23 protein-coding genes are annotated in these 20,318 nt (G+C 67.1%); 12 read left to right on the forward strand and 11 right to left on the reverse strand.

Annotated elements, in window-relative coordinates:
* Positions 1–7: 7 nt before the first annotated feature.
* The 5 genes from Y900_RS06515 to Y900_RS06535 all read left to right on the forward strand — a co-directional run bounded on the left by Y900_RS06515 (position 8) and on the right by Y900_RS06535 (position 5,136).
* Positions 8–649 (forward strand): Maf family protein, encoded by a 642-nt coding sequence (locus Y900_RS06515; RefSeq protein ID WP_036340349.1) that lies wholly within the window; start codon positions 8–10, stop codon positions 647–649.
* A 20-nt stretch (positions 650–669) separates the two neighbouring features.
* A complete protein-coding gene (locus tag Y900_RS06520) occupies positions 670–1,572 on the forward strand; it encodes a sulfurtransferase (RefSeq protein ID WP_036340352.1) in 903 nt (300 codons plus the stop codon).
* Positions 1,573–1,574: 2 nt separating this feature from the next.
* The gene (locus Y900_RS06525; protein ID WP_036340355.1) at positions 1,575–1,988 is read left to right on the forward strand and encodes a SufE family protein; all 414 of its coding nucleotides are present in this window, start codon (positions 1,575–1,577) and stop codon (positions 1,986–1,988) included.
* 52 nt (positions 1,989–2,040) lie between these two features.
* Complete coding sequence (locus tag Y900_RS06530) at positions 2,041–3,234, forward strand: hypothetical protein (protein WP_131536108.1); 1,194 nt, start codon at positions 2,041–2,043, stop codon at positions 3,232–3,234.
* A gap of 114 nt (positions 3,235–3,348) precedes the next feature.
* Positions 3,349–5,136: an acetyl/propionyl/methylcrotonyl-CoA carboxylase subunit alpha gene (locus Y900_RS06535; protein WP_036340361.1), complete on the forward strand. Its 1,788-nt coding sequence runs from the start codon at positions 3,349–3,351 to the stop codon at positions 5,134–5,136.
* A gap of 6 nt (positions 5,137–5,142) precedes the next feature.
* On the opposite strand, the gene Y900_RS06540 is transcribed toward Y900_RS06535, so the two are convergent.
* Positions 5,143–6,084 (reverse strand): phosphatase PAP2 family protein, encoded by a 942-nt coding sequence (locus Y900_RS06540; RefSeq protein ID WP_157838235.1) that lies wholly within the window; start codon positions 6,082–6,084, stop codon positions 5,143–5,145.
* Between Y900_RS06540 and Y900_RS32330 the strand changes: the two genes are divergently transcribed.
* Positions 6,071–6,220 carry a hypothetical protein gene (locus Y900_RS32330; protein ID WP_157838236.1) on the forward strand — a complete coding sequence of 50 codons (150 nt, stop codon included), beginning with the start codon at positions 6,071–6,073 and terminating at the stop codon, positions 6,218–6,220. The genes Y900_RS06540 and Y900_RS32330 overlap by 14 nt on opposite strands.
* Before the next feature lies 1 nt (position 6,221).
* Positions 6,222–6,542, forward strand: a complete 321-nt coding sequence (locus Y900_RS06545) for a hypothetical protein (protein WP_036340365.1) — start codon at positions 6,222–6,224, stop codon at positions 6,540–6,542.
* Here Y900_RS06545 and Y900_RS06550 read toward each other — a convergent pair.
* On the reverse strand, positions 6,539–7,084 hold the full coding sequence (locus Y900_RS06550) for a nucleotidyltransferase family protein (protein WP_036340368.1): 546 nt from the start codon (positions 7,082–7,084) through the stop codon (positions 6,539–6,541). The genes Y900_RS06545 and Y900_RS06550 overlap by 4 nt on opposite strands.
* 256 nt (positions 7,085–7,340) lie before the next feature.
* Between Y900_RS06550 and Y900_RS06555 the strand changes: the two genes are divergently transcribed.
* Positions 7,341–7,742: an STAS domain-containing protein gene (locus tag Y900_RS06555; protein ID WP_237752518.1), complete on the forward strand. Its 402-nt coding sequence runs from the start codon at positions 7,341–7,343 to the stop codon at positions 7,740–7,742.
* On the opposite strand, the gene Y900_RS06560 is transcribed toward Y900_RS06555, so the two are convergent.
* The 4 genes from Y900_RS06560 to Y900_RS06575 form a co-directional block, all read right to left on the reverse strand.
* Positions 7,713–8,438, reverse strand: a complete 726-nt coding sequence (locus Y900_RS06560; RefSeq protein WP_036340373.1) for an RNA polymerase sigma factor SigF — start codon at positions 8,436–8,438, stop codon at positions 7,713–7,715. The genes Y900_RS06555 and Y900_RS06560 overlap by 30 nt on opposite strands.
* A gap of 62 nt (positions 8,439–8,500) precedes the next feature.
* Positions 8,501–8,938: an ATP-binding protein gene (locus Y900_RS06565; RefSeq protein ID WP_036340376.1), complete on the reverse strand. Its 438-nt coding sequence runs from the start codon at positions 8,936–8,938 to the stop codon at positions 8,501–8,503.
* 315 nt (positions 8,939–9,253) lie between these two features.
* Positions 9,254–10,417 (reverse strand): glycosyltransferase, encoded by a 1,164-nt coding sequence (locus tag Y900_RS06570; protein WP_036340379.1) that lies wholly within the window; start codon positions 10,415–10,417, stop codon positions 9,254–9,256.
* 158 nt (positions 10,418–10,575) lie between these two features.
* Positions 10,576–12,081: an FAD-dependent oxidoreductase gene (locus Y900_RS06575; protein WP_036340382.1), complete on the reverse strand. Its 1,506-nt coding sequence runs from the start codon at positions 12,079–12,081 to the stop codon at positions 10,576–10,578.
* Between the two features lie 65 nt (positions 12,082–12,146).
* On the opposite strand from Y900_RS06575, the gene Y900_RS06580 reads away from it, so the two are divergent.
* Positions 12,147–12,359 (forward strand): hypothetical protein, encoded by a 213-nt coding sequence (locus Y900_RS06580; RefSeq protein ID WP_036340384.1) that lies wholly within the window; start codon positions 12,147–12,149, stop codon positions 12,357–12,359.
* Positions 12,360–12,700: 341 nt separating this feature from the next.
* Here Y900_RS06580 and Y900_RS06590 read toward each other — a convergent pair whose 3' ends face one another.
* Genes Y900_RS06590 through Y900_RS06600 form a run of 3 tightly spaced genes read right to left on the reverse strand, consistent with a single transcriptional unit; the run spans position 12,701 to position 15,241 of the window.
* The gene (locus Y900_RS06590; protein WP_036340387.1) at positions 12,701–13,375 is read right to left on the reverse strand and encodes a sensor domain-containing protein; all 675 of its coding nucleotides are present in this window, start codon (positions 13,373–13,375) and stop codon (positions 12,701–12,703) included.
* Between the two features lie 12 nt (positions 13,376–13,387).
* The gene (gene lat, locus Y900_RS06595) at positions 13,388–14,719 is read right to left on the reverse strand and encodes an L-lysine 6-transaminase (protein WP_036340391.1); all 1,332 of its coding nucleotides are present in this window, start codon (positions 14,717–14,719) and stop codon (positions 13,388–13,390) included.
* A 51-nt stretch (positions 14,720–14,770) separates the two neighbouring features.
* On the reverse strand, positions 14,771–15,241 hold the full coding sequence (locus tag Y900_RS06600; protein ID WP_036340392.1) for an Lrp/AsnC family transcriptional regulator: 471 nt from the start codon (positions 15,239–15,241) through the stop codon (positions 14,771–14,773).
* A 30-nt stretch (positions 15,242–15,271) separates the two neighbouring features.
* Between Y900_RS06600 and hglS the strand changes: the two genes are divergently transcribed.
* Positions 15,272–16,510 carry a 2-oxoadipate dioxygenase/decarboxylase gene (hglS, locus tag Y900_RS06605; RefSeq protein WP_036340395.1) on the forward strand — a complete coding sequence of 413 codons (1,239 nt, stop codon included), beginning with the start codon at positions 15,272–15,274 and terminating at the stop codon, positions 16,508–16,510.
* Positions 16,507–18,033 carry an L-piperidine-6-carboxylate dehydrogenase gene (amaB, locus tag Y900_RS06610; protein WP_036340398.1) on the forward strand — a complete coding sequence of 509 codons (1,527 nt, stop codon included), beginning with the start codon at positions 16,507–16,509 and terminating at the stop codon, positions 18,031–18,033. The genes hglS and amaB overlap by 4 nt, the downstream gene beginning before the upstream one ends.
* Here the strand turns inward: amaB and Y900_RS06615 are convergent.
* The gene (locus Y900_RS06615; protein ID WP_036340401.1) at positions 18,030–18,476 is read right to left on the reverse strand and encodes an ester cyclase; all 447 of its coding nucleotides are present in this window, start codon (positions 18,474–18,476) and stop codon (positions 18,030–18,032) included. The two genes, amaB and Y900_RS06615, sit on opposite strands and share 4 nt — an antisense overlap.
* A gap of 50 nt (positions 18,477–18,526) precedes the next feature.
* Between Y900_RS06615 and Y900_RS06620 the strand changes: the two genes are divergently transcribed.
* Complete coding sequence (locus tag Y900_RS06620; protein ID WP_036340404.1) at positions 18,527–19,177, forward strand: TetR/AcrR family transcriptional regulator; 651 nt, start codon at positions 18,527–18,529, stop codon at positions 19,175–19,177.
* A 1-nt stretch (position 19,178) separates the two neighbouring features.
* Here the strand turns inward: Y900_RS06620 and Y900_RS06625 are convergent, their stop codons facing one another.
* Entirely contained in the window at positions 19,179–20,270 is a 1,092-nt protein-coding gene (locus tag Y900_RS06625; protein ID WP_036346033.1) for an epoxide hydrolase family protein, read from the reverse strand.
* Positions 20,271–20,318 lie beyond the last annotated feature (48 nt).

Consider the following 20,318-nt stretch of genomic DNA (forward strand, 5'->3'; position numbering starts at 1 on the left):
GCGCCCCATGACCCGAGTAGTCCTTGGCTCGGCCTCGTCCGGCCGGCTCCGGGTGCTGCGCAACGCAGGCATCGATCCGCTGGTCGTCGTCTCCGGCGTCGACGAGGACGCGATCGTGGCGAACTTGGGCGCCTACGCCGAGCCCGGTGACGTGGTCACCGCGCTGGCCCAGGCGAAAGCCGCCGCCGTGCACACGGTTCTGGATCCCGCCGTCGCGTCGGATTGCGTTGTCATCGGCTGTGATTCGATGCTGTACCTTGACGGCGAACTCCACGGCAAGCCCGGTACCGCCGAACAGGCTGCGCTGCAATGGGATTCGATGGCCGGCCGGATCGGCCTGCTCTATACCGGGCACTGCTTGATCCGGGTACTGCGCGGCGCGGCCGCGCACACCGCGACGCAGGCGGAGGTGACCCGGGTCCGGTTCGCCACCCCGACGGCGGCCGACTTGGCGGCCTATGTGGCCAGTGGTGAACCGCTCGGTGTTGCTGGCGCGTTCACGCTCGACGGCCTCGGCGGCTGGTTCGTCGACGGCATCGAGGGCGATCCGTCGAACGTGGTCGGCCTGGGCCTGTCGGTGACGCGTCGGCTGCTGAGCGACGTCGGGCTGCCGATCGGCGATCTATGGGCGGCTAATCCGGTCCGCTGATCAGCGGTAGGCTCGTCGTCGTGCCGCTTCCCGCAGATCCCAGCCCCACCCTGAAGGACTACGCCCACCCGGAGCGCCTGGTCACCGCCGACTGGCTGTCGGCGCACCTCGGCACCCCCGGGCTGGCCATCGTGGAGTCCGACGAAGACGTGTTGCTCTACGACATCGGCCATATCCCCGGCGCGGTCAAGATCGACTGGCACACCGATCTCAACGATCCGCAGGTGCGCGACTACGTCAGCGGCGCGCAATTCGCCGAGCTGATGAACCGCAAGGGCATCTCCCGCGACGACACCGTCGTCATCTACGGCGACAAGAGCAACTGGTGGGCCGCGTACGCGCTGTGGGTCTTCACTCTGTTCGGCCACCAGGACGTCCGACTGCTCAACGGCGGCCGCGACCTGTGGATCTCCGACGGTCGCGACACCACTCTCGACGTCCCGAGCAAGGCCGGATCCGGCTACCCGGTGGTCGAGCGCAACGATGCCGCGATCCGCGCCTACAAGGACGATGTGCTTGCGTCCCTGGGTCATTCGACACTGATCGATGTGCGCTCGCCCCAGGAGTACACCGGCGAACGCACCCACATGCCCGACTATCCCGAAGAGGGTGCGCTGCGCGGCGGCCACATCCCCACCGCCGTGTCGGTGCCGTGGGCCAAGGCCGCCGAGGACAGCGGCCGCTTCCGCAACCGCGCCGAACTCGAGGACGTGTATTCGTTCGCCACGGCGGCTCCGAACATCCCGATCATCGCGTACTGCCGCATCGGCGAGCGGTCCAGCCATACCTGGTTCGTGCTCACCTACCTGCTGGGCATCCCCGGCGTTCGTAATTACGACGGGTCGTGGACCGAGTGGGGCAACACGGTACGGGTGCCGATCGTGGCCGGTGCTGAACCGGGATCAGCGCCCGGGGCATCGTGAGCATGCCCGCAGCGCTCGCCGAGGTCGTGTCCGACTTCGCCGATGTGCAGGGCCAGGACAAGCTCAAGCTGCTGCTGGAGTTCGCCGACGACCTCCCTGAACTGCCTGCCGACCTCGAGGAGGCGGCCATGGAACCGGTGCCGGAGTGCCAGTCGCCGCTGTTCCTGCATGTCGACGCCTCCGACACCGAACACGTCCGGCTGTTCTTCAGCGCCCCCGCCGAGGCGCCGACCACCCGCGGCTTCGCATCGATCCTGGCGGCCGGGCTCGACGGCCAGCCCAAAGCCGACATCCTGGCCGTACCGGACGATTTCTACGCCGAGCTGGGGTTGGCCGCGTTGATCAGTCCGCTTCGACTGCGCGGTATGTCGGCGATGCTGGCCAGGATCAAACGCCGACTGCTCACGACGACGTAGCGCAGGGCCACCATTGCTTCGCCGAACTAACGCCAGTGGTCTTGATCGGTTGATGGCGGGAACTCGGTATGTGGGCTGCCTCGAGAACGTCGTGGTGCCGCCGCGCGAGTTGGTGGCACGGGCGCTGGACACCATCACGCGATGCGGACCGCACACCCGGCTCGGGCTGAGTCCCGATCCGCGGGCGCTGAGGTGGGGCTGGCGGGCCGAGTCCGCCCCCGAGATCCGCGAGCTGCCCGCCGACATCGCGGACCGTGGATCCAGCGCGGTACTCGAGTACATCAACAAGGCCGCCGGCCCGCGGGGCTCGGCGGACGTTTACCTGTCCGACCGCCACATCGCATTCGACATCGATCACGGACTCGGCGATGCCCGCCTCTACGTCGATTGCGTCACAACGATTTTCGGCTTGATCGAGGGTGTCGACACGAGCTGGCTGCGCGACCGCGACACCGCCAACCCGATCGCGCACGCGCTGCTGAACACGTTCGCCGCGAGTCCACGACGGCTGCTCGACACATGGACCGAAGCGCGGCAACGCCCCCGACCCGTCTGGCAGCGCGCGGCCCCGCCCGCGGCACCGGCCGGGCTGCCCTCCCCGGCGGTCGAGGTGATCCACGTCGACGCCACCCTCGAACGCGAAGTCGACAGCTGGCGGACAGCCGACGCCCCGGGCGCCAGCAGAGCGGTCACGTGGCTGATGATCGTCCGCACGGCACTGGCCCGAGCGGGGCTGCCGCTGACCGACGCCGCCCGGCTGGTCGTGGACTGCCGCCGGTATCTGCCGTCCGATGACCGGGTCAACGCGAACTTCATCTCCGGGCTCAGCGTCGCCACCCCCGTCGACGGGCGCCTCAGCGCGATCGACGCCGCGGTGAAGGAAGACCTGGAGGCGGCGTTACCGTTGCTGGCCCTGGCCGCCACGTCGGCGCGCACGCTCGCCGTCCCGCTGCGCGCCACCCGCGACAACCGCCCGGCGGCCCGATCAGCGGTCCAGCTGGGCTACTCCGACGTCGGCCGGCTGTCCCCGTTCGAGGCGCTGCCCTGGCTGCCGGACCGCCCCAGGTCCATCAACGCGGCACTGCAGCCGTGGGCGCCGTCGGACATCTCGGTCTTCAGCGGCAAGATCGGCCACGAGCGCAGTATCACGGTCTCGTACCACGACAACGTCCACGACCGTCGTTTACTGCGCAAAGCAGCCGAGGCGATCGGCACCGATCCGATCGGATTGCTCGCCGGATGCTGAACTTACTCATTGGTAGGGGTACCAGCTGATTCGTGTCTAAGCAGCGGCGCTTACACTGCCGTGCGAACCTATTTTTAAAGAACGTTCTTAGAGTCACGCAAAGCAGGAGGCGCGGTGCCCAGTCAGACCATCTCCAAAGTCCTCGTAGCCAACCGTGGTGAAATCGCGGTCCGGGTGATCCGAGCGGCAAGGGATGCCGGACTGGCCAGCGTGGCGGTCTACGCCGAGCCCGATGCCGACGCACCGCACGTGCGGCTCGCCGACGAGGCGTTCGCGCTGGGCGGCCAGACGTCGGCAGAGTCCTATCTCGACTTCGGCAAGATCCTCGACGCTGCGGCCAAGTCCGGTGCCAACGCCATCCACCCCGGCTACGGCTTCTTGAGTGAGAACGCCGACTTCGCCCAGGCCGTGCTCGACGCCGGTCTGATCTGGATCGGCCCGAGCCCGCAGTCCATCCGCGACCTCGGCGACAAGGTCACCGCCCGCCATATCGCGGCCCGCGCCCAGGCGCCCCTGGTGCCCGGCACCCCCGATCCGGTCAAGGACGCCGACGAGGTGGTGGCGTTCGCCAAGGAGTACGGCGTACCGGTGGCGATCAAGGCGGCATTCGGTGGCGGCGGGCGCGGCATGAAGGTGGCCCGCACCATCGAGGAGATCCCCGAGCTGTTCGAGTCGGCAACCCGCGAGGCGATCGCGGCGTTCGGCCGCGGCGAGTGTTTCGTCGAGCGCTACCTGGACAAGCCGCGCCACGTCGAGGCTCAGGTCATCGCCGACACCTACGGCAACGTCATCGTCGCCGGTACCCGCGACTGCTCGCTGCAGCGCCGCTTCCAGAAGCTCGTCGAGGAGGCCCCCGCGCCCTTCTTGACCGACGCGCAGCGCAAGGAGATCCACGAGTCGGCCAAGCGCATCTGCAAGGAGGCCGGCTACTACGGCGCCGGAACCGTCGAGTACCTGGTCGGCCAGGACGGACTGATCTCCTTCCTCGAGGTCAACACCCGCCTGCAGGTCGAACACCCGGTCACCGAGGAGACCGCAGGCATCGACCTGGTGCTGCAGCAGTTCAAGATCGCCAACGGCGAGAAGCTCGACCTCACCGAGGACCCGACTCCCCGCGGCCACGCGATCGAGTTCCGGATCAACGGCGAGGACGCCGGCCGCGGCTTCCTGCCCGCACCCGGCCCCGTCACCCGCTACGACATCCCCACCGGCCCCGGTGTGCGCCTGGATTCGGGCGTCGAGGCCGGTTCGGTGATCGGCGGCCAGTTCGACTCGATGCTGTCCAAGCTGATCGTGTACGGCGCCACCCGCGAGGAGGCGCTGGCCCGTTCCCGTCGTGCGCTGGATGAATTCCACGTCGAAGGTCTGGCCACGGTCATCCCGTTCCACCGTGCGGTCGTCAGCGATCCGGCGTTCATCGGTGACGGCAACGGATTCACCGTCCACACCCGCTGGATCGAGACCGAGTGGGACAACACCGTCGAGCCGTTCACCGGTGGCGGCCAGGTCGATGAAGAAGAGGCTCAGCAGCGCCAGAAGGTGGTCGTCGAGGTCGGTGGCCGTCGGGTCGAGGTCTCGCTGCCCGGCGACCTGGCGTTGGGCAACGGCGGCGGGCACGCCGAATCCGGCGCCATCCGCAAGAAGCCGAAGGCACGCAAGCGTGGCTCCCAGGCCGGCGCCGCCGCCTCGGGTGACGCGGTGACTGCGCCGATGCAGGGAACCGTGGTCAAGGTCGCCGTCGAAGAAGGCCAGACGGTGGCTGCCGGTGATCTCGTCGTGGTGCTCGAGGCCATGAAGATGGAGAACCCGGTGACCGCACACAAGGACGGTGTCATCACCGGTCTGGCCGTCGAGCCGGGTGCCGCGATCACCCAGGGCACCGTGCTGGCAGAGATCAAGTAAGACCGATCAGATGCGCAGGCGCCGCCGCGCCTGATTGATGTCGTGCTGTCTGGCGGGGCTGACCCGTTGCGCTCGGGTTCTCGCACGTGCGGCGCCGTCGAGCGCGACTGCTCCGATGGTGATCATGATCGCCGCCAGGAGTGCGCCGCCGATAACGTCGCTCACCCAGTGCGCATGGATGACCACGCGGCTGATCGCGACAGCCGCGGTACCGGCGATTGCGAGGGCCGCCACTGTGTTTCGCAATGTTCGGCCGCCGCGCGCAGCGATGCCCACAGCGACGATGCCCAGCAGCGTGGCGGTGCCGGCGACATGCCCCGAGGGAAAGGGGTGCGGGTCATTGCTCAGCGTCGGGCTCACTGCCATTTCTGCTTCGCTCACCGGTCGCACGATCAGGGCCGCCATCACGTTCTTGGCCAGCACAGCGGCGCCGGTGGTCATGACCACGACGACGCCGGGCAGCACCGATCGAAATCGAACAGACAGAACCGCCCCACTGACGACGCCCGCGATCGCGATGGCCCTGGGGTTGCCGATATAGGCGATCGCCGTCCCGGCACGACGGATGCGGGGAAACCGTTGTGTCCAGTGATCGATCCACGCGGTCGTCGGAGCGTCCAAGGCGGTTACCCAACCATGGGCGTGCACGCTGATCGTCAATCCGGCGAGGGCGACGACCAACCCCGAAACGATCAGCGCCGGAGCCCAGCCTCGACTGCACTTCACAGCGCCCGCTGCCAGTAGCAACCCTGACCCTATGAGCGCGCTGGTGAGAATGTCGATGCCGGCATTGTGCCATCGCCGCGTGGCCCCGACGGTATGAGGTCTGTTCGAAACCAACTCGACGAGGTTTCGGCCGATATGTCCGCTGGCCCCGAAAACGGCAATGTTCTCGCGATCCAGCATGATGGACCCTGTGGAGGAAGACGAGGGGGTGCGGATCGGCACAGCCGAGCGCCAGGAAGCGCAGGAGTTGGCCCTCACCCCGTTGGCCGCGCTGGCGTGCACCATTTTGGTGCCGCACGGCTGGCTCGCGTGGCTGGCGTTGCCCGTGCTCGGCCTGCTGCTCTTCGGTCGCCGCTGATATGGATCCCGTCGAAATCAACGCGGGCGCTTGGTATTTGCGCGCCTTGCGGGCCGACGAGAGAATCGACGACCGCCCCGCGCTCGCCGACCTCGGCGAGACCGATGCCGAGTACGTGACGAGAAGTCTCGCCGGGTGGGAACAGGACCGGGTCTACTCCTGGGCGGTCTGCGAGCCGACGACCGGTGAACTGCTCGGCGAAGTGGTCCTCGACGTACGCACCGGGATGATCCGACTGCGGGCTCGTCGCGGTCATACCGAAGCGACCCAGACCGTGGCCGACTCGGTGCGCCGCTTCGCCGAGTCGATCGGCGCCAGCTAGCGCTCGTCGACGTCGCTTCCGGTGGCCAGGTCCGCACAGTCGACCGCCACCACATCGGTGCGGGACGCCAGAAAGCGTCGCGCGCCTTCGTCGCCGTCCAGGGTGGCCCGCAGTGCCGGCCAGTGCTCGCGGGCGATGACGACCGGGTGTCCGGGGCGCCCGTCGTAGCTGGCACGGGCCAGACCGGACGACGACCCGCGGGCGGCGCCGAGTACCCGAGCGACGACGTCGGCGCCGATGTCGGGGGTGTCGACGGTCAGGATCACGGCGTAGTCGGCGTCCGATACCGCCGCCAAGCCGGTTAGCAGGGAAACTCCCATCCCGCGCCGCCAATCCTCTGCGACCACCGGACGGGCGTCTGCCGGAACGTCGACAATTGCCGCGCCCAGCACCACCACGACATCGTCGCAGCCGCCGGCGGCCAGGGCCTCGACCGCCGAGCGCAACCATTCACCTTCGGCGGCAAGCACTTTCGGCATGCCGTACCGGGTACCCGCACCGGCCGCCAACAGGACGCCAGCTGACCGGCCCGGCTTCGACATGTACACAGTGTGACCCCAACTGCAAGAGGATCATGAGAACCCGCTGTTATTGCTGTTCGCTGGTCTGACTAGTGGCGTACAGTTCAAGTCAGGTTGAGTTCACAGCCGCCCGGAAAAACGTCAAAGACGTGCGAGGCGTGCAAACTCCCGCACTACACGGGCCTACCCACTCTGGCGTGATCCACAGTACGAATATTCGTTCGCTGATGGAGTCACTATGTCTGTCTTCAGTACAGATCAACCCGAGCGTTCGGCTGTGTCGCATTCACATGATTGCCACACCGCTCGCTTCACTACTATCTGGCCCGACGAGTCCGTCGGGATCATCACCGTCCAGGGCGAGCTCGACGCCTCCAATGCCATCGCCTTCGCTGACCATGTCGACGCGTGCGCGGGCGTGGGCGACCGCCTCGTCCTGGACCTGAGCCCGCTCAGCTTTTTCGGAACCGCGGGTTTCTCGGCGCTGCACACCATCAACGTCCGCTGCGCCAACGCCTCGGCACGATGGGTGATGGTGACCGGCGACGCGGTGTCGCGGCTATTGCGGGTCTGCGATCCCGACCACACGTTGCCGGTCGCCGACTCCGTACGGGAGGCCGTCGAAATGCTCGACGGTGAACCCCGTCGGCTACTCCAACTGGTCCCGGAGCCGAGTTAGCGACTTCGCGAGCAGGCGCGAGACGTGCATCTGTGAGATGCCGACGCGCTCGGCGATCTGAGTCTGGGTGAGCGACTCGAAGAACCGGAGCAACAGGACGGTGCGTTCCCGCTCGGGCAACTGCGCGAGCAGCGGACGCAGCGCCTCCCGGTTCTCGATCTGATCCAGGCTCAAGTCGACATCACCCAGGGTGTCGACGATCGCCGGCGCGTCCTCGTCGCTGCCGCTGCCGCCGCTGTCGATCGACAGGGTGTTGTACGAACTACCCGCGACCAGGCCCTCGACGACCTCTTCGCGCTCCATGCCGAGTTCTTCGGCGAGTTCGGAAGCGGTCGGTGCGCGCCCGAGCCGTTGGGACAGTTCCGAGGTCGCCGCGCCCAGCCGCAGGTGCAGTTCCTTGAGCCGGCGCGGCACTTTGACCGACCAGCTGTTGTCCCGGAAGTGGCGCCGGACTTCACCCATGATGGTGGGAACCGCGAAGGACACGAAGTCTGAACCGGTCTCGACGTCGTAGCGGATGACCGCATTCACCAAGCCGACGCGGGCCACCTGAACGAGGTCGTCTCGGGGTTCGCCACGACCGTCGAAGCGGCGGGCGATGTGGTCGGCCAGCGGCAGGCAGCGCTCGACGATGCGGTCGCGCTGTCGCTGGAACTGGGCGGAGTCAGGATCCACCTTCGCCAACTCCCGGAACATGTCCGGAACGTCGGCGTACTCCGAGTTCGTCCGTCTGGGCGAACTATCCGTAGCTCGGGAATTCACCGCCCGGAGCCCGCCCGCCTTGTGGTCAGGGTGATACCGAAGACCTGTCCATCGCTACTGGACTCGTGACCGTTGTGGAATGTCTGCACATCGTCGGTCAGCGAACTCAGCACATGCCAGCTGAAGCTACCGGGGGTGACCACGTCGTTGGTATCGCATGTCGTCGATGCTTCCACCACCACTACGTCGTCATGCGCGTCGACGACGACGACGAGCGTCGCTTCGGGCGACGCTGAACGAATCAGCCGGGTGCAGGCCTCGTCGACGGCCAGCCGCAGATCCGCGACCGCGTCGAAATCCAGGTCCTCGAACGTGCCGACCGCGCCGACGACGGTGCGCAGTACGGCCAAGTTCTCCAACCTGGCAGCAACCCTCAATTCGACAGCGCTCTCACCCCGCTGGTGCGCGCTGCCTTGGCTTCCGCCGTCCGTCATCTGGCCTCCTGGCAATGTCGACCCGACACTACTCCAGCCCACGGGCGTGCTAACCACGGTCGTGTGATGACCGAGTTGGCCGGGTAACCGGTGCGCATGAGGCGGGAAGCGAGCGCAGCACAACCCAGGAAGTCGTCGTCATGGTGGCACCTTCGTACCCACCCGGCCTTACAGTTCAAACCTGCGCGCCGCAAATTCTTGTTCGTCCAGCGATGAGACTTCGGCGCCGTTCCGTCGACGGACCCGGTTTCCGTCGCGTTCGACGAGGCAAGGGTTTCTCCTATTACACCCCCGAGAAGGCCACCGCGACCATGATCAGGCGGGTTGCCAAGCGCCGGTGACGGCTGAGGCCAGCGGCTCGTACACGCGTGCGCTGTCGGCAGCCGCGCGGTCCCACGTGAACCGTGCACGCGCCCGGTCCCGGCCTGCCAAGCCGAGGCTGCGCCGCAGGAACGAATCGCGCAGGATCGCCGTCACCGCTTCGGCGCACTCCCTTGGCCGGCGCGGCGTCACGAGCCGCCCGGTGACGTCGTGCACGACGGCGTCCAGCATTCCCCCGACAGCGGATGCCACCACGGGCACGCCGCAGGCCATCGCTTCGAGCGACACCAGACCGAAGGCGTCGTACCACGGCGTGCAGGTCACCACGTCAGCCGACCGCAACAACGCGGGCATGTCGCTATGCGCCACGGGGCCAACGAATCTCAGCCTGTCAGACACTCCTCGATCGGCTGCCAGCTCGCGCAACCGGCGATGCTCCTCCGCGGCACCCGCCTGTCCGTCGAGACTTCCGGCCACGACGTACTCTGCGCCGGGAATGCCGGGAAGGGCGTTGATCACGGTACTGAATCCGTTGTGCGGGAGCAGCTTTCCGACAGCGACGATACGAGGGCCTGCACCGCGATCGGCAATCGGCCCCTCGGTGGAGAACGCATCGACATCCACGCCGGACGGCACCGTGGAGATCTGTCCGCGCGGTCGGCCAAGCCGCATCAGATCGACGAGCTCGTCTGCGCACGAAGCGACGACCCGGTCAGACTGTCTGGCCAGTAGCCGTTCCATCTTCGATCGCGCATCGAATGTGTTGGCGCGCATGTCATGACGGTGTTCGGCGATGGCCAGTGAGCGAAAGGTCTGCACCGTCGGCACTCCGTGGGCGCGCGCCGCCAATCGGGTGCTCAGGCCTGATCTCCAGGAAAACGCATGCGCGACGTCGGGCCGGTCGACAGCCCACTGCGCATCCAGGTATTCCGCGAACTCTCCCGGGCCGGCCGCAACGCTGACCACCGAGTAGCCCGCGGAAGCGAGTACTCGCTCGACGCTGCCGGTTTCCCCACGGCGGGTGTACACGGTGACATCGTGGCCGCCCCGCGTCAGGGCCGCCGACAGGCCCGCGATGTGGACGCCCTGGCCGTCGGCGATATCGCTGTCCGATTCCACCAGCAGACTTGCGCCCTCGGACACCACCGCGATTTTCATGAGTTTCTCCCATTCCAGATCGGGAATCGGACTGTCCGTTCCCGCTGTACCAGGAGCAAAGGGCTATTGAGGCCAGCACAGCGCGGCTGCACATCGCCGCAACCACTGTGTGTGGGGATACCCGGGGAGATGCCCGTCAAACGGTGAGCCGCAATCGGTTAGCGCGACAGATCGCGGGTGGCCGGCCCCTCCAACACGGTTCCGTCCGGTCCGAATCGCGAACCGTGCAACGGGCAATCCCACGACTTTTCCGCGTCGTTCCACGAGAGCACGCCACCGAGATGGGTGCACACCGGCGAGACGCGGCGTTCCTCCCCGCCGACCACGCTGCGGGCAGCCATGTTCCACGGCGGTCCACTAACCGAACCCGCCCCCTCGCGCAGCGGCGTATTCCGATGGGCGATCGGACTCACCCAACCGGCCGCCATATGCCAACCGACCTCGAGGTTGTTCTTCAGCGCCGTGGTCAGACCCGTGAGTTCGTGCGGGTTCCAGCTGGCGAAGGCCGGCGCCCAGCGTGCCTGCTCGCCACCGAGAAGACGCTTGGCCAACAGCAGCGCGGCAGCCACACCGTTGGTCATTCCCCACTTCGCGAACCCCGTCGCCACCAGGAAGCGGTCAACACCGGGCAGCAGCGGCCCGACATAGGGAAGTTCGTCGACGGGCACGTAATCCTGCGCCGACCAGTAGTGAGTCGGTTCCGCGCCGGGAAAGTGCCTCCGGGTCCAGCCGACGAGTTCGTCGTAGGACGTGCGTGCGCTGTCTTTGCGCCCGACGGTGTGCCCGCCGCCGCCGACGATCAGCCGCTCGCCCCCTGCCGTCGGGGCGTAGCGCACCGAGCGGGTGGGTTGGTCGACCGAGAGCATCATCGATCGCGGAAGCGACCCGGGCACATCGAAGGCCACGCAGTAGGAGCGGCTCGGATGTAGCCGGGCGAAGAAGCCGCCGCGATCCAGAATGGGTGTGCCGGTTGCCAGTACGCAGTGGTCGGCGTGGGCGATCTGCTCACGGCCCTGCGCACTGCGCAGCTTCACGCTCACCCGGCCATCCGACGTGGATGCGGCGTAGACCCGATGACCGGTCATCAGCCGACCGCCGCGCTCATGCAACTCGGTGATCAGCGCACCCAGCAAGGGCATCGGGTCGAACTGAATCTGTTCGGCCAGTCGGACGCCACCGCGGAACTCGAACGGGACGTCCATGTGATCGACCCAGTGCACTCCGAGACCCGCAGACACGGCGGCCTCGAATTCCGCACGAGCAGTGGGCAGTCCGCGCTCGAATTGCGCGTAGCTGTAGGCATCTTCGTACTGCAGCTCGATCCCGCGCTCTGTGCAGTACTGCGCCAGCCAGGCTTGGCCTTCCCGGTTGCCTTCGACATACTGCCGAACCAGGTCCATCGAGTGCCGTCGCGAGATGGCCGAGAGCCGGCTTCCTTGCAGGAGACTGACTTTGGCCGTGGTGTTGCCGGTGGCGACCGCACCCGCGCTGCGCGCCTCGACCACGAGAACCCGCTTGCCCGCCCGGGCCAGCAGCGCCGCCACCACCAATCCGGTGATACCGGCCCCGACCACGATGACCTCCACGTTCGGAGCGTCTTTTGTTGCGCTGCCGTCAATTTGGGGTTGGTGGTCGCCGGCGCCATCGAGCCACAGGGAAGTCATGGCAAGCCGATACCCGCAGTTGGCTGACCGAAACCGCAGCGGCCCAAGGGGGTAAATTGTTCCGAATGATCGAGCACGACCCCATACCTGACGACGTCCCTGTTCCCGATGCCATCGAGCAAATCCGGCCCGCGACAGAGTCCGCCGACCTGGAGAGTCTCGACATCGACGAGCGCGTGCCGGTCGACGACGGCGCTCTTCCGCTGGAGAGCAACGAATTGGATTGGCAGGAACAACGCGAGGTCGTCGAGGATCCGGACCCGGACGAGATTCGTTAGTTAGGGAAATGTTTGACCCAGCGGGGGCTCTGGGTACAAGTTTTTCCGGGGAACAGCAACCTCAGCAAAGGGGGTAGGAGATGTCGAGCGCCTCTGCGGCGAGATCGGATGTCGACGACATCCGTTTTTTTCGGCCCAGTCGGTCCTGCGCCTATGAAGGCTGGACCGTCGCTGAGCTCAAGAAAAGGGCGAAGCAACTTGGGATCTCGGGCTACTCGGGCCTGAGCAAAGAAAAGCTGATCTCGCTCATCCGCAGTTATTGACGCCGAACCTCGATAAAGGTCCAGCCGAGTTGCTGGACCTTTCTCGTTCATCAGGGAACCAATGTCCGAGCGCGCGCTTCAGTGGCCGGACAGCTCCCACACGCTCGCCGACATCCGGTCGGTCATCGTGGTCACCGCGACCTGGCCACCGTCGTCACCCTGACACGCCATCGCCTGGACGATCGCGTTGTTACGCAGTCGCGCCTCCGCGTAGCACGTCCAGTCGAACGGGATGCCGATCTGCTGCTTGCTCCACCGGACGGTGTCGGCGTTGATATCCGGCACGCTGAACTTCCACGCGGCATCTCCGCCGGTGCTCAGCGCGCGCTGACCGTCGCAGGCCTTCGCGTACTTGGTTCCGGTGGCGAACTGCGCCGCCGCCGCGGCCCCGTCGGCATAGATCGCCACCGCCTCGGCGACGACGTGGTCGTGCTTGTCGCCATCGGTGAACAACATCACATGCATTCCCAGCCACTTGTCGCCGAGGAACGCGGCCATCCCGGCCGCGTCAAGTGCCGAACACGCCGGGACGGCCGAGGATCCGGGAATGGGCCGGGTCTGGTCGGCATCGGTCTGCAATTTCACGCCAATGATGTCGTGCAGCTGCGCCGGTCCGATCAACACCTGGTCGGTGTCACCCGCACGCAGCGGCGTGATGCCTTGAGCGGGATTGGACACCGCGCTACCAGCGACGGTCTGCGCGCACCCGGCGAGCAGCACCGCCGCCGCGCCGAGAATCGCAGCCAGCCGCATACTGCGCCAATGCTAGACCGCCGCGCGCAATACCTCTCTCAGGGCGGCCAGCGCGCGGTCGATCTCGGCGCGTGACACGGTCAGTGTCGGGCGGAACCGCACACTGTCTTCGCCGCTGCCGAGCATGATCACACCGCACTTCCACAGCGCGGCCAGCACCGCATCCCGGCGCTCGGGAGTGGGAAGACTGAACGCGCACATCAATCCGCGGCCCCGCACATCGCCGACCTCCGGCAGCTGCCCGGCGAGATCCTCGAGCCCGGCAAGCAGGTAGGCACCCATGTCGGCGGCCCGCGCGAACAATCCGTCGGCTTCGATGACCTCCAGGATCCGCCGTGAACGGACCATGTCGACGAGGTTGCCGCCCCACGTCGAGTTGATCCGGGAGCTGACGGCGAAGACGTTGTCGGCTACGTCGTCGACCCGCCGGCCTGCCATGATCCCGCACACCTGTGTCTTCTTGCCGAACGCGACGACGTCCGGGGTGAAGCCGAGCTGTTGGTAGGCCCACGCGGTGCCGGTGATGCCGCATCCGGTCTGCACTTCATCGGCGATCATCAGCGCGTCGTAGGAATCACAGAGCCGGCGCATCGCAGCCAAGAACTGCCGCCGGAAGTGCCGGTCGCCGCCCTCGCCCTGGATCGGTTCGACGATGAAGCAGGCGATGTCGTGCGGATGCGCCTCGAATGCCGCGCGAGCCTGTCGCAGCGACTCTGCCTCCAGAGCATCCATATCGGCCCCCGGCCGCACGTACGGGGCGTCGATACGCGGCCAGTCGAATTTGGGGAAGCGCGCCACCTTCACCGGGTCGGTGTTCGTCAGCGACAGGGTGTAGCCGCTGCGACCGTGAAAGGCGCCCCGCAGGTGCAGGACTCGGGTGCCGAGTGCGGGATCGATACCCCGCGCCTCGTTGTGCCTGCTCTTCCAGTCGAACGCCACCTTCAGCGCGTTCTCCACGGCCAGGGCACCGCCGTCGACGAAGAACAGGTGCGGCAGCGCGGGATCGCCGAGCACCCGGCAGAAGGCGTCGACGAAGCGCGCCATCGGGACCGTGTAGACGTCGGAGTTGGACGGCTTGTTGATCGCGGTCCGCGCCAGTTCGGCACGGAACGCCGCGTCGTCGACCAGCGCGGGGTGATTCATACCCAGCGCCGACGACGCGAAAAACGTGAACATGTCGAGGTACTCGGTGCCGTCGCGGGCGTCGACCAGCCACGACCCCGACGACCGCTCCAGGTCCAGCACGAGGTCCAGCCCGTCGGCCAGGATGCTGCGGGCCAGAACAGTACGGACATTTCCAGGGTCGACGACATCGAGATCGTCACGCGACAAGAGTTCCGCCATGACGCGATACTAACGCAATTTTTACGCTTTCTCCGCGTTCAGCCGTAACTATTACGGTAGCGAGACTTGATGACTGTAAAATGTGTTTAGAATGACGGTGCTTCGAGTGCGGACGTTCGCGGCGGTGCGGATCTGTTGCAGCAGTACCTCCAGCGCGGGCGGCGACGCGACGCGCACGAACAGGACGTAGCTCTCCTCGCCGGCTACCGAATAGCACGCCTCGATTTCGGCGATGTGTTCCAGCCGCGCGGGGGCATCATCGGGTTGGGAAGGATCGAGAGGGGTGATCGCCACGAAGGCCGACAGCATGGGCCCGAACGCGTCGGGATCCACCCGCGCGCTGTATCCGGTGATCACGCCCCGGGACTCCAGACGACGCACGCGTGACTGGACCGCGGACACCGACAGCCCGGTGACCGCAGCGAGCTCGGCCAGGGTGGCTCTGCCGTCGGCGACGAGTTCACGAACCAGTGTGCGATCGACCTCGTCGAGACCGTGGGCCGCATCCGCGCTCTCCGCCATGGCCGCACACTATCGCAGCGGTGCCATCTCGTGAGTCATGTCGAAATCTGGCAGCTGCGAGCACGCTTCGCCGCGGCACTGTCAACGATGTATGGCGCCGAAGTCCCTGCCTACACAACGCTGGTCAAGGTCAGCGAGGCCGTCAACCGCGATTACGCCGCCCGGCATCCGCACGCCGGGCGGCTGGGATCCATCGAGCGCGTCACCGCGGAGCGCCACGGCGCGATCCGCGTCGGCACCCCGACTGAATTATCCGATGTGGCAGACCTTTTCGGCGCATTCGGGATGTATCCGGTGGGCTACTACGACCTACGCGAAGCAGCATCACCTGTGCCGGTGGTGTCCACGGCATTTCGGCCGCTGGATGCTTCCGAGCTGGCGCGCAACCCGTTTCGGGTGTTCACCTCGATGCTGGCGACCCGCGACGGCCGGTTCTTCGACACCGACCTGCGCCGCCGCGTCGACGAATTCCTGGACCGACGCCAACTGTTCGATCCGCAGCTGATCGCCGATGCCCGCCGCATCGCGGCCGCCGGCGGTTGCCCCGAAGCACCGGCAGAGGATTTCGTGAGACGTGCGGTCGCGGCTTTTGCGCTGTCGCGCGAGCCGGTCGACCGGGCCTGGTACGCCGAACTGACCGCCGTGTCGGCCGTCGCCGCCGACATCGCCGGGGTGCCCACCACCCACATCAATCATCTGACGCCACGGGTGCTCGACATCGACGATCTGTACGCCCGGATGCGCGAACGCGGGATCGCGATGATCGACGCCATTCAGGGACCGCCACGCTGGGACGGCCCCGCAGTGCTCTTGCGGCAGACCTCGTTTCGCGCGCTGGCCGAGCCGCGCCGGTTCCGTGAACCCGACGGCGGCGTCACCGACGGCACGCTGCGGGTGCGCTTCGGTGAGGTGGAGGCGCGCGGTGTCGCCCTGACCCGCAAGGGCCGCGAACGGTACGACGCCGCGACGTCGCACACAGACCCCGCCGCGGTGTGGGGTGACTACTTCCCCGCCTCCGACGGCGAGATGGCCTCCGCGGGCCTGGCCTACTACCACCGCGGGGACCCCGAATCGCCGGTGGTCTACGAGGACTTCCTGCCGGCCTCAGCCGCCGGGATCTTCCGGTCCAATCTCGACACCGACACCGAAGCGGCCGCGGTGGCAGACGAATCCGGTTACGACATCGACTGGATGGCCGGCACGATCGGCCGCCCCATTCACGACCCCTACGACCTTTACGACGCGACCGCCCAGGAGGCCCCCCCATGAGCACCGCCCACGACCTGCGCGCCCGAGTGCGCGCCGCCTTCGACGCCATCGGCGCACAGGTCGACCTCGCCGAGCCGGGCGGACCAGGCCTGCCTGCGAGCACACCGGTGACCGGCGAGGTCTTGTTCACTCATCCCGAGACCACACCCGAGCAGACCCGGACCGCGATCGCCGATGCGGCGCAAGCGTTTACAACGTGGCGCACCACACCCGCCCCGGTTCGCGGCCAGCTGGTGGCCCGGCTGGGCGAGCTGCTGCGCGAGCACAAGGCCGACGTGGCCACCCTGGTGACCGTCGAGGCAGGCAAGATCACCTCCGAAGCCCTCGGCGAGGTCCAGGAGATGATCGACATCTGCGACTTCGCGGTCGGGCTGTCCCGTCAGCTCTACGGACGGACCATCGCGTCCGAACGCCCGGGGCACCGGCTGATGGAGAACTGGCATCCGCTCGGCGTGGTCGGGGTGATCACGGCCTTCAACTTCCCGGTCGCGGTGTGGGCGTGGAACACCGCGGTGGCGCTGGTCTGTGGCGACACCGTGGTGTGGAAGCCCTCGGAGCTCACCCCGCTGACCGCGATCGCCTGTCAGGCGCTCATCGAGCGGGCCGCCTCGGATGTCGGAGCGCCGGCTCACCTCAGCCGCCTGGTCCTCGGTGGCCGCGAGGTCGGCGAGGCACTGGTCGACGACCCCCGGGTGGCCCTGGTGTCGGCGACCGGTTCGGTGCGGATGGGCAGGCAGGTCGGTCCGCGGGTCGCCGAACGCTTCGGCCGGGTGCTGTTGGAGCTCGGCGGCAACAACGCCGCCGTCGTAACCCCTTCCGCCGATCTGGATTTGGCGGTGCGGGGCATCGTGTTCTCCGCGGCCGGCACCGCCGGGCAACGGTGCACGACGTTGCGCAGGCTCATCGCGCACACCTCGGTGGTCGACACCCTGGTCGAGCGGATCACGGCCGCCTATCGCAGTCTTCCGATCGGGGACCCCGCCGCCGAGGGCACACTCGTCGGACCGCTGATCCACGAGACCGCCTATCGCGACATGGTCCGCGCGCTGGAGCGGGCGCGCAATGACGGTGGCGAGGTCATCGGCGGCGAACGGGTGCACGTCGGTGATGAGGCGACGGAGGCGTTCTACGTCACGCCCGCGGTGGTGCGGATGCCCGCCCAGACCGAGATCGTGCACAACGAGACGTTCGCGCCGATCCTCTACGTGCTCACCTATACCACCCTCGATGAGGCGATCGAGCTCAACAACGCTGTCCCACAGGGACTCTCGTCGGCGATCTTCACCACCGACGTTCGCGAGGCCGAACGTTTCCTGGCGGCCGACGGCTCGGACTGCGGGATCGCCAACGTCAACATCGGAACCTCCGGAGCCGAGATCGGCGGGGCGTTCGGCGGCGAGAAGCAGACCGGCGGCGGTCGCGAGTCGGGATCGGATTCGTGGAAGGCCTATATGCGCCGCGCCACCAACACCGTCAACTACTCCTCGGAGCTACCGCTGGCCCAGGGCGTGCACTTCGGCTAACCGCCCAGCAGGCTGAGCAACTCGCTGCGGCCGATCTGGTTGACCAGAGTGGCGGCGTCGAAGTAGATCCGCTCGTTGGTGATGCGATCGCCGTCGAAGGAGAACACCGCGATCACGGGCACCCGGAAGGCCTTGCCTGTCGGCGGCAGCCCGTAGAACTCTCCGAGATTCGTTCCCAGTAGGTCGAACTCCACGATCACGCCGTCGTCGGTGACGTGGAAGCTGGCGTTCTCGTGGCGCTGGTCGGGGAATGCGGTGCGCGTGGTGCGGTAATACGTCATCACTTCGTCGTCGCCGTCGAAGACCTGTTTGGTCGGGATGATCTCGTAGCGCGGGTGTCCGTTGAAGGTTGCCAGGGTGCGGTCGAACTCCTTGGTCACCTCGGTGTCCATGTGTTCTCTGATGACGTCGAGCCGACGCCGACGCATATCGTCGCTGATCATCGTGTTCCTCCGGGCGGCTGGGGCTGTTGTACTTGTGTCAGTATGTCCGCATGCCGGAATCACCCGCCCGCCGCCGTCTGTCTCCGCAAGACCGGCGCAGCGAACTGCTCGCATTGGGCGCCGAGGTGTTCGGCCAACGTCCGTACGACGAGGTCCGCATCGACGAGATCGCCGAGCGCGCCGGGGTCTCGCGCGCGCTGATGTACCACTACTTTCCCGACAAGCGCGCGTTCTTCGCCGCGGTGGTGCGGGCCGAGACCGAGCGATTGTTCGAGGCCACCAACACCTTGGTCGCCCAGGGCGAGACCCTCTTCGAGCGGTTGCGGGCCGGCGTCGTGGCCTACATCCGCTACGACGAGCAGCATCCGCACGGCGCCTGGGCGGCCTACATCGGGATGGGGCGCACCGACCCGGTCCTGCGCGGCATCGACGACACCGACAACGAGCGGCAGATGCAGCGGATCATGGCCGCGATCACCGACGTGGTCCAGGGCGACCTGGACTCCAAGGTCGAGCGTGACCTGCGGGCGATCGTCTACGCGTGGCTGGCGTTCACCTTCGAACTGTGCCGCCAGCGTGTCCTCGACCCGTCGATCGACGCCGACCATCTCGCGGATTCCGGCGCCCACGCGCTGCTCGACGCGATCGTGCGGGTGCCGGGCATCCCGGCGGCCCTGGCCGAGGCAGCCGACCGGCGCTGAGTCAGCGCACTCCTGCGAAGAACGCCCGGACGTCGTCGACGAACAGCTCGGGCTGCTCGAAGGCGCCGAAGTGACCGCCCCGCGGCATGTCGGTCCAGCGGGTGATGTTGTAGGTGTTCTCACACCAGCTGCGCGGGGGCCGCATGATCTCCTTCGGGAACCGCGCAATGCCGGTGGGCACCTCGACTCTGCCCCGCGCGCCGAAGGACCGGAAGCTCTCCCAGTACAGCCGGGCTGACGATGCGGCGGCGTTGTTCACCCAGTACAACATCACATTGTCGAGGATCTCGTCTCTGGTGAGCGCGTTCTCGGGATGGCCGTCGCAGTCGGTCCACGCCCAGAACTTCTCGACGATCCACGCCAGCTGACCGACCGGAGAGTCGGCCAATCCGTAGCCGAGCGTCTGCGGACGGGTGGACTGCTGCTTGGAGTAGCCGGAATCCCACTTGGCGTAGTACTCCCCCGCCGCCAGTGCGTCCTTCTCCTCGTCGGTGGGGTCGGTCAGCGGACCGCTCGGGAAGGCCATCGGCATGTTCGTGTGGATCGCGATGCAGTTACCGCCGTTGCGGCCGATCTGCGTGGTCACCGCCGCACCCCAGTCGCCGCCTTGCGCCACGTAGCGCTGATAGCCCAACTTCGCCATCAGCGTGTCCCACGTCGTGGCGATCTTCTCGATACCCCAGCCGGTCGTCGTCGGCTTGCCCGAAAACCCGTAGCCCGGCAGGGACGGGCACACCACGTGGAAGTCCTCGGTGAGCGGTTCGATCACCTTGGTGAATTCGACCACCGAGCCGGGCCAGCCGTGCGTGATGATCAGCGGCAGCGCATCAGGATTCGCCGACCGCTGATGGACGAAATGAAGGTTCAGCCCGTCGATCTCGGTGGTGTGGTGGTCGAACCGGTTGAGCGCGGCCTCCCGTCTGCGCCAGTCGTAGTCGTCGGCCCAATAAGTGGCCAGCTCGCTGGTGTAGGCCAGCGGGATGCCCTGGCTCCAGTCGTCGACGCATTCCTGCTCGGGCCAGCGGGTGCGCTTGAGCCGATCCCGCAGGTCCGCGAGCACGTCGTCGGGTATCGCGATGCGGAAGGGACGGATATCGGTCACTGTCACTGCCCTGTCATCTGAAGTTGGCGCAATCCTAGC

Origin of the sequence: Mycolicibacterium aromaticivorans JS19b1 = JCM 16368, from assembly GCF_000559085.1 — a bacterium.
Taxonomy (GTDB): Bacteria; Actinomycetota; Actinomycetes; order Mycobacteriales; family Mycobacteriaceae; genus Mycobacterium; species Mycobacterium aromaticivorans.

Excerpts from the sequence above, each read along its gene's own strand:
- Y900_RS06515 (WP_036340349.1), top strand. The coding sequence starts at position 8 with ATGACCCGAGTAGTCCTTGGCTCGGCCTCGTCCGGCCGGCTCCGGGTG.
- Y900_RS06525 (WP_036340355.1), top strand. The coding sequence starts at position 1,575 with ATGCCCGCAGCGCTCGCCGAGGTCGTGTCCGACTTCGCCGATGTGCAG.
- Y900_RS06530 (WP_131536108.1), top strand. The coding sequence starts at position 2,041 with ATGGCGGGAACTCGGTATGTGGGCTGCCTCGAGAACGTCGTGGTGCCG.
- Y900_RS06545 (WP_036340365.1), top strand. The coding sequence starts at position 6,222 with ATGGATCCCGTCGAAATCAACGCGGGCGCTTGGTATTTGCGCGCCTTG.
- Y900_RS06550 (WP_036340368.1), bottom strand. The coding sequence starts at position 7,084 with ATGTCGAAGCCGGGCCGGTCAGCTGGCGTCCTGTTGGCGGCCGGTGCG.
- Y900_RS06560 (WP_036340373.1), bottom strand. The coding sequence starts at position 8,438 with ATGTTCCGGGAGTTGGCGAAGGTGGATCCTGACTCCGCCCAGTTCCAG.
- Y900_RS06565 (WP_036340376.1), bottom strand. The coding sequence starts at position 8,938 with ATGACGGACGGCGGAAGCCAAGGCAGCGCGCACCAGCGGGGTGAGAGC.
- Y900_RS06570 (WP_036340379.1), bottom strand. The coding sequence starts at position 10,417 with ATGAAAATCGCGGTGGTGTCCGAGGGCGCAAGTCTGCTGGTGGAATCG.
- Y900_RS06575 (WP_036340382.1), bottom strand. The coding sequence starts at position 12,081 with ATGACTTCCCTGTGGCTCGATGGCGCCGGCGACCACCAACCCCAAATT.
- Y900_RS06580 (WP_036340384.1), top strand. The coding sequence starts at position 12,147 with ATGATCGAGCACGACCCCATACCTGACGACGTCCCTGTTCCCGATGCC.
- Y900_RS06590 (WP_036340387.1), bottom strand. The coding sequence starts at position 13,375 with ATGCGGCTGGCTGCGATTCTCGGCGCGGCGGCGGTGCTGCTCGCCGGG.
- lat (WP_036340391.1), bottom strand. The coding sequence starts at position 14,719 with ATGGCGGAACTCTTGTCGCGTGACGATCTCGATGTCGTCGACCCTGGA.
- Y900_RS06600 (WP_036340392.1), bottom strand. The coding sequence starts at position 15,241 with ATGGCGGAGAGCGCGGATGCGGCCCACGGTCTCGACGAGGTCGATCGC.
- amaB (WP_036340398.1), top strand. The coding sequence starts at position 16,507 with ATGAGCACCGCCCACGACCTGCGCGCCCGAGTGCGCGCCGCCTTCGAC.
- Y900_RS06615 (WP_036340401.1), bottom strand. The coding sequence starts at position 18,476 with ATGATCAGCGACGATATGCGTCGGCGTCGGCTCGACGTCATCAGAGAA.
- Y900_RS06620 (WP_036340404.1), top strand. The coding sequence starts at position 18,527 with ATGCCGGAATCACCCGCCCGCCGCCGTCTGTCTCCGCAAGACCGGCGC.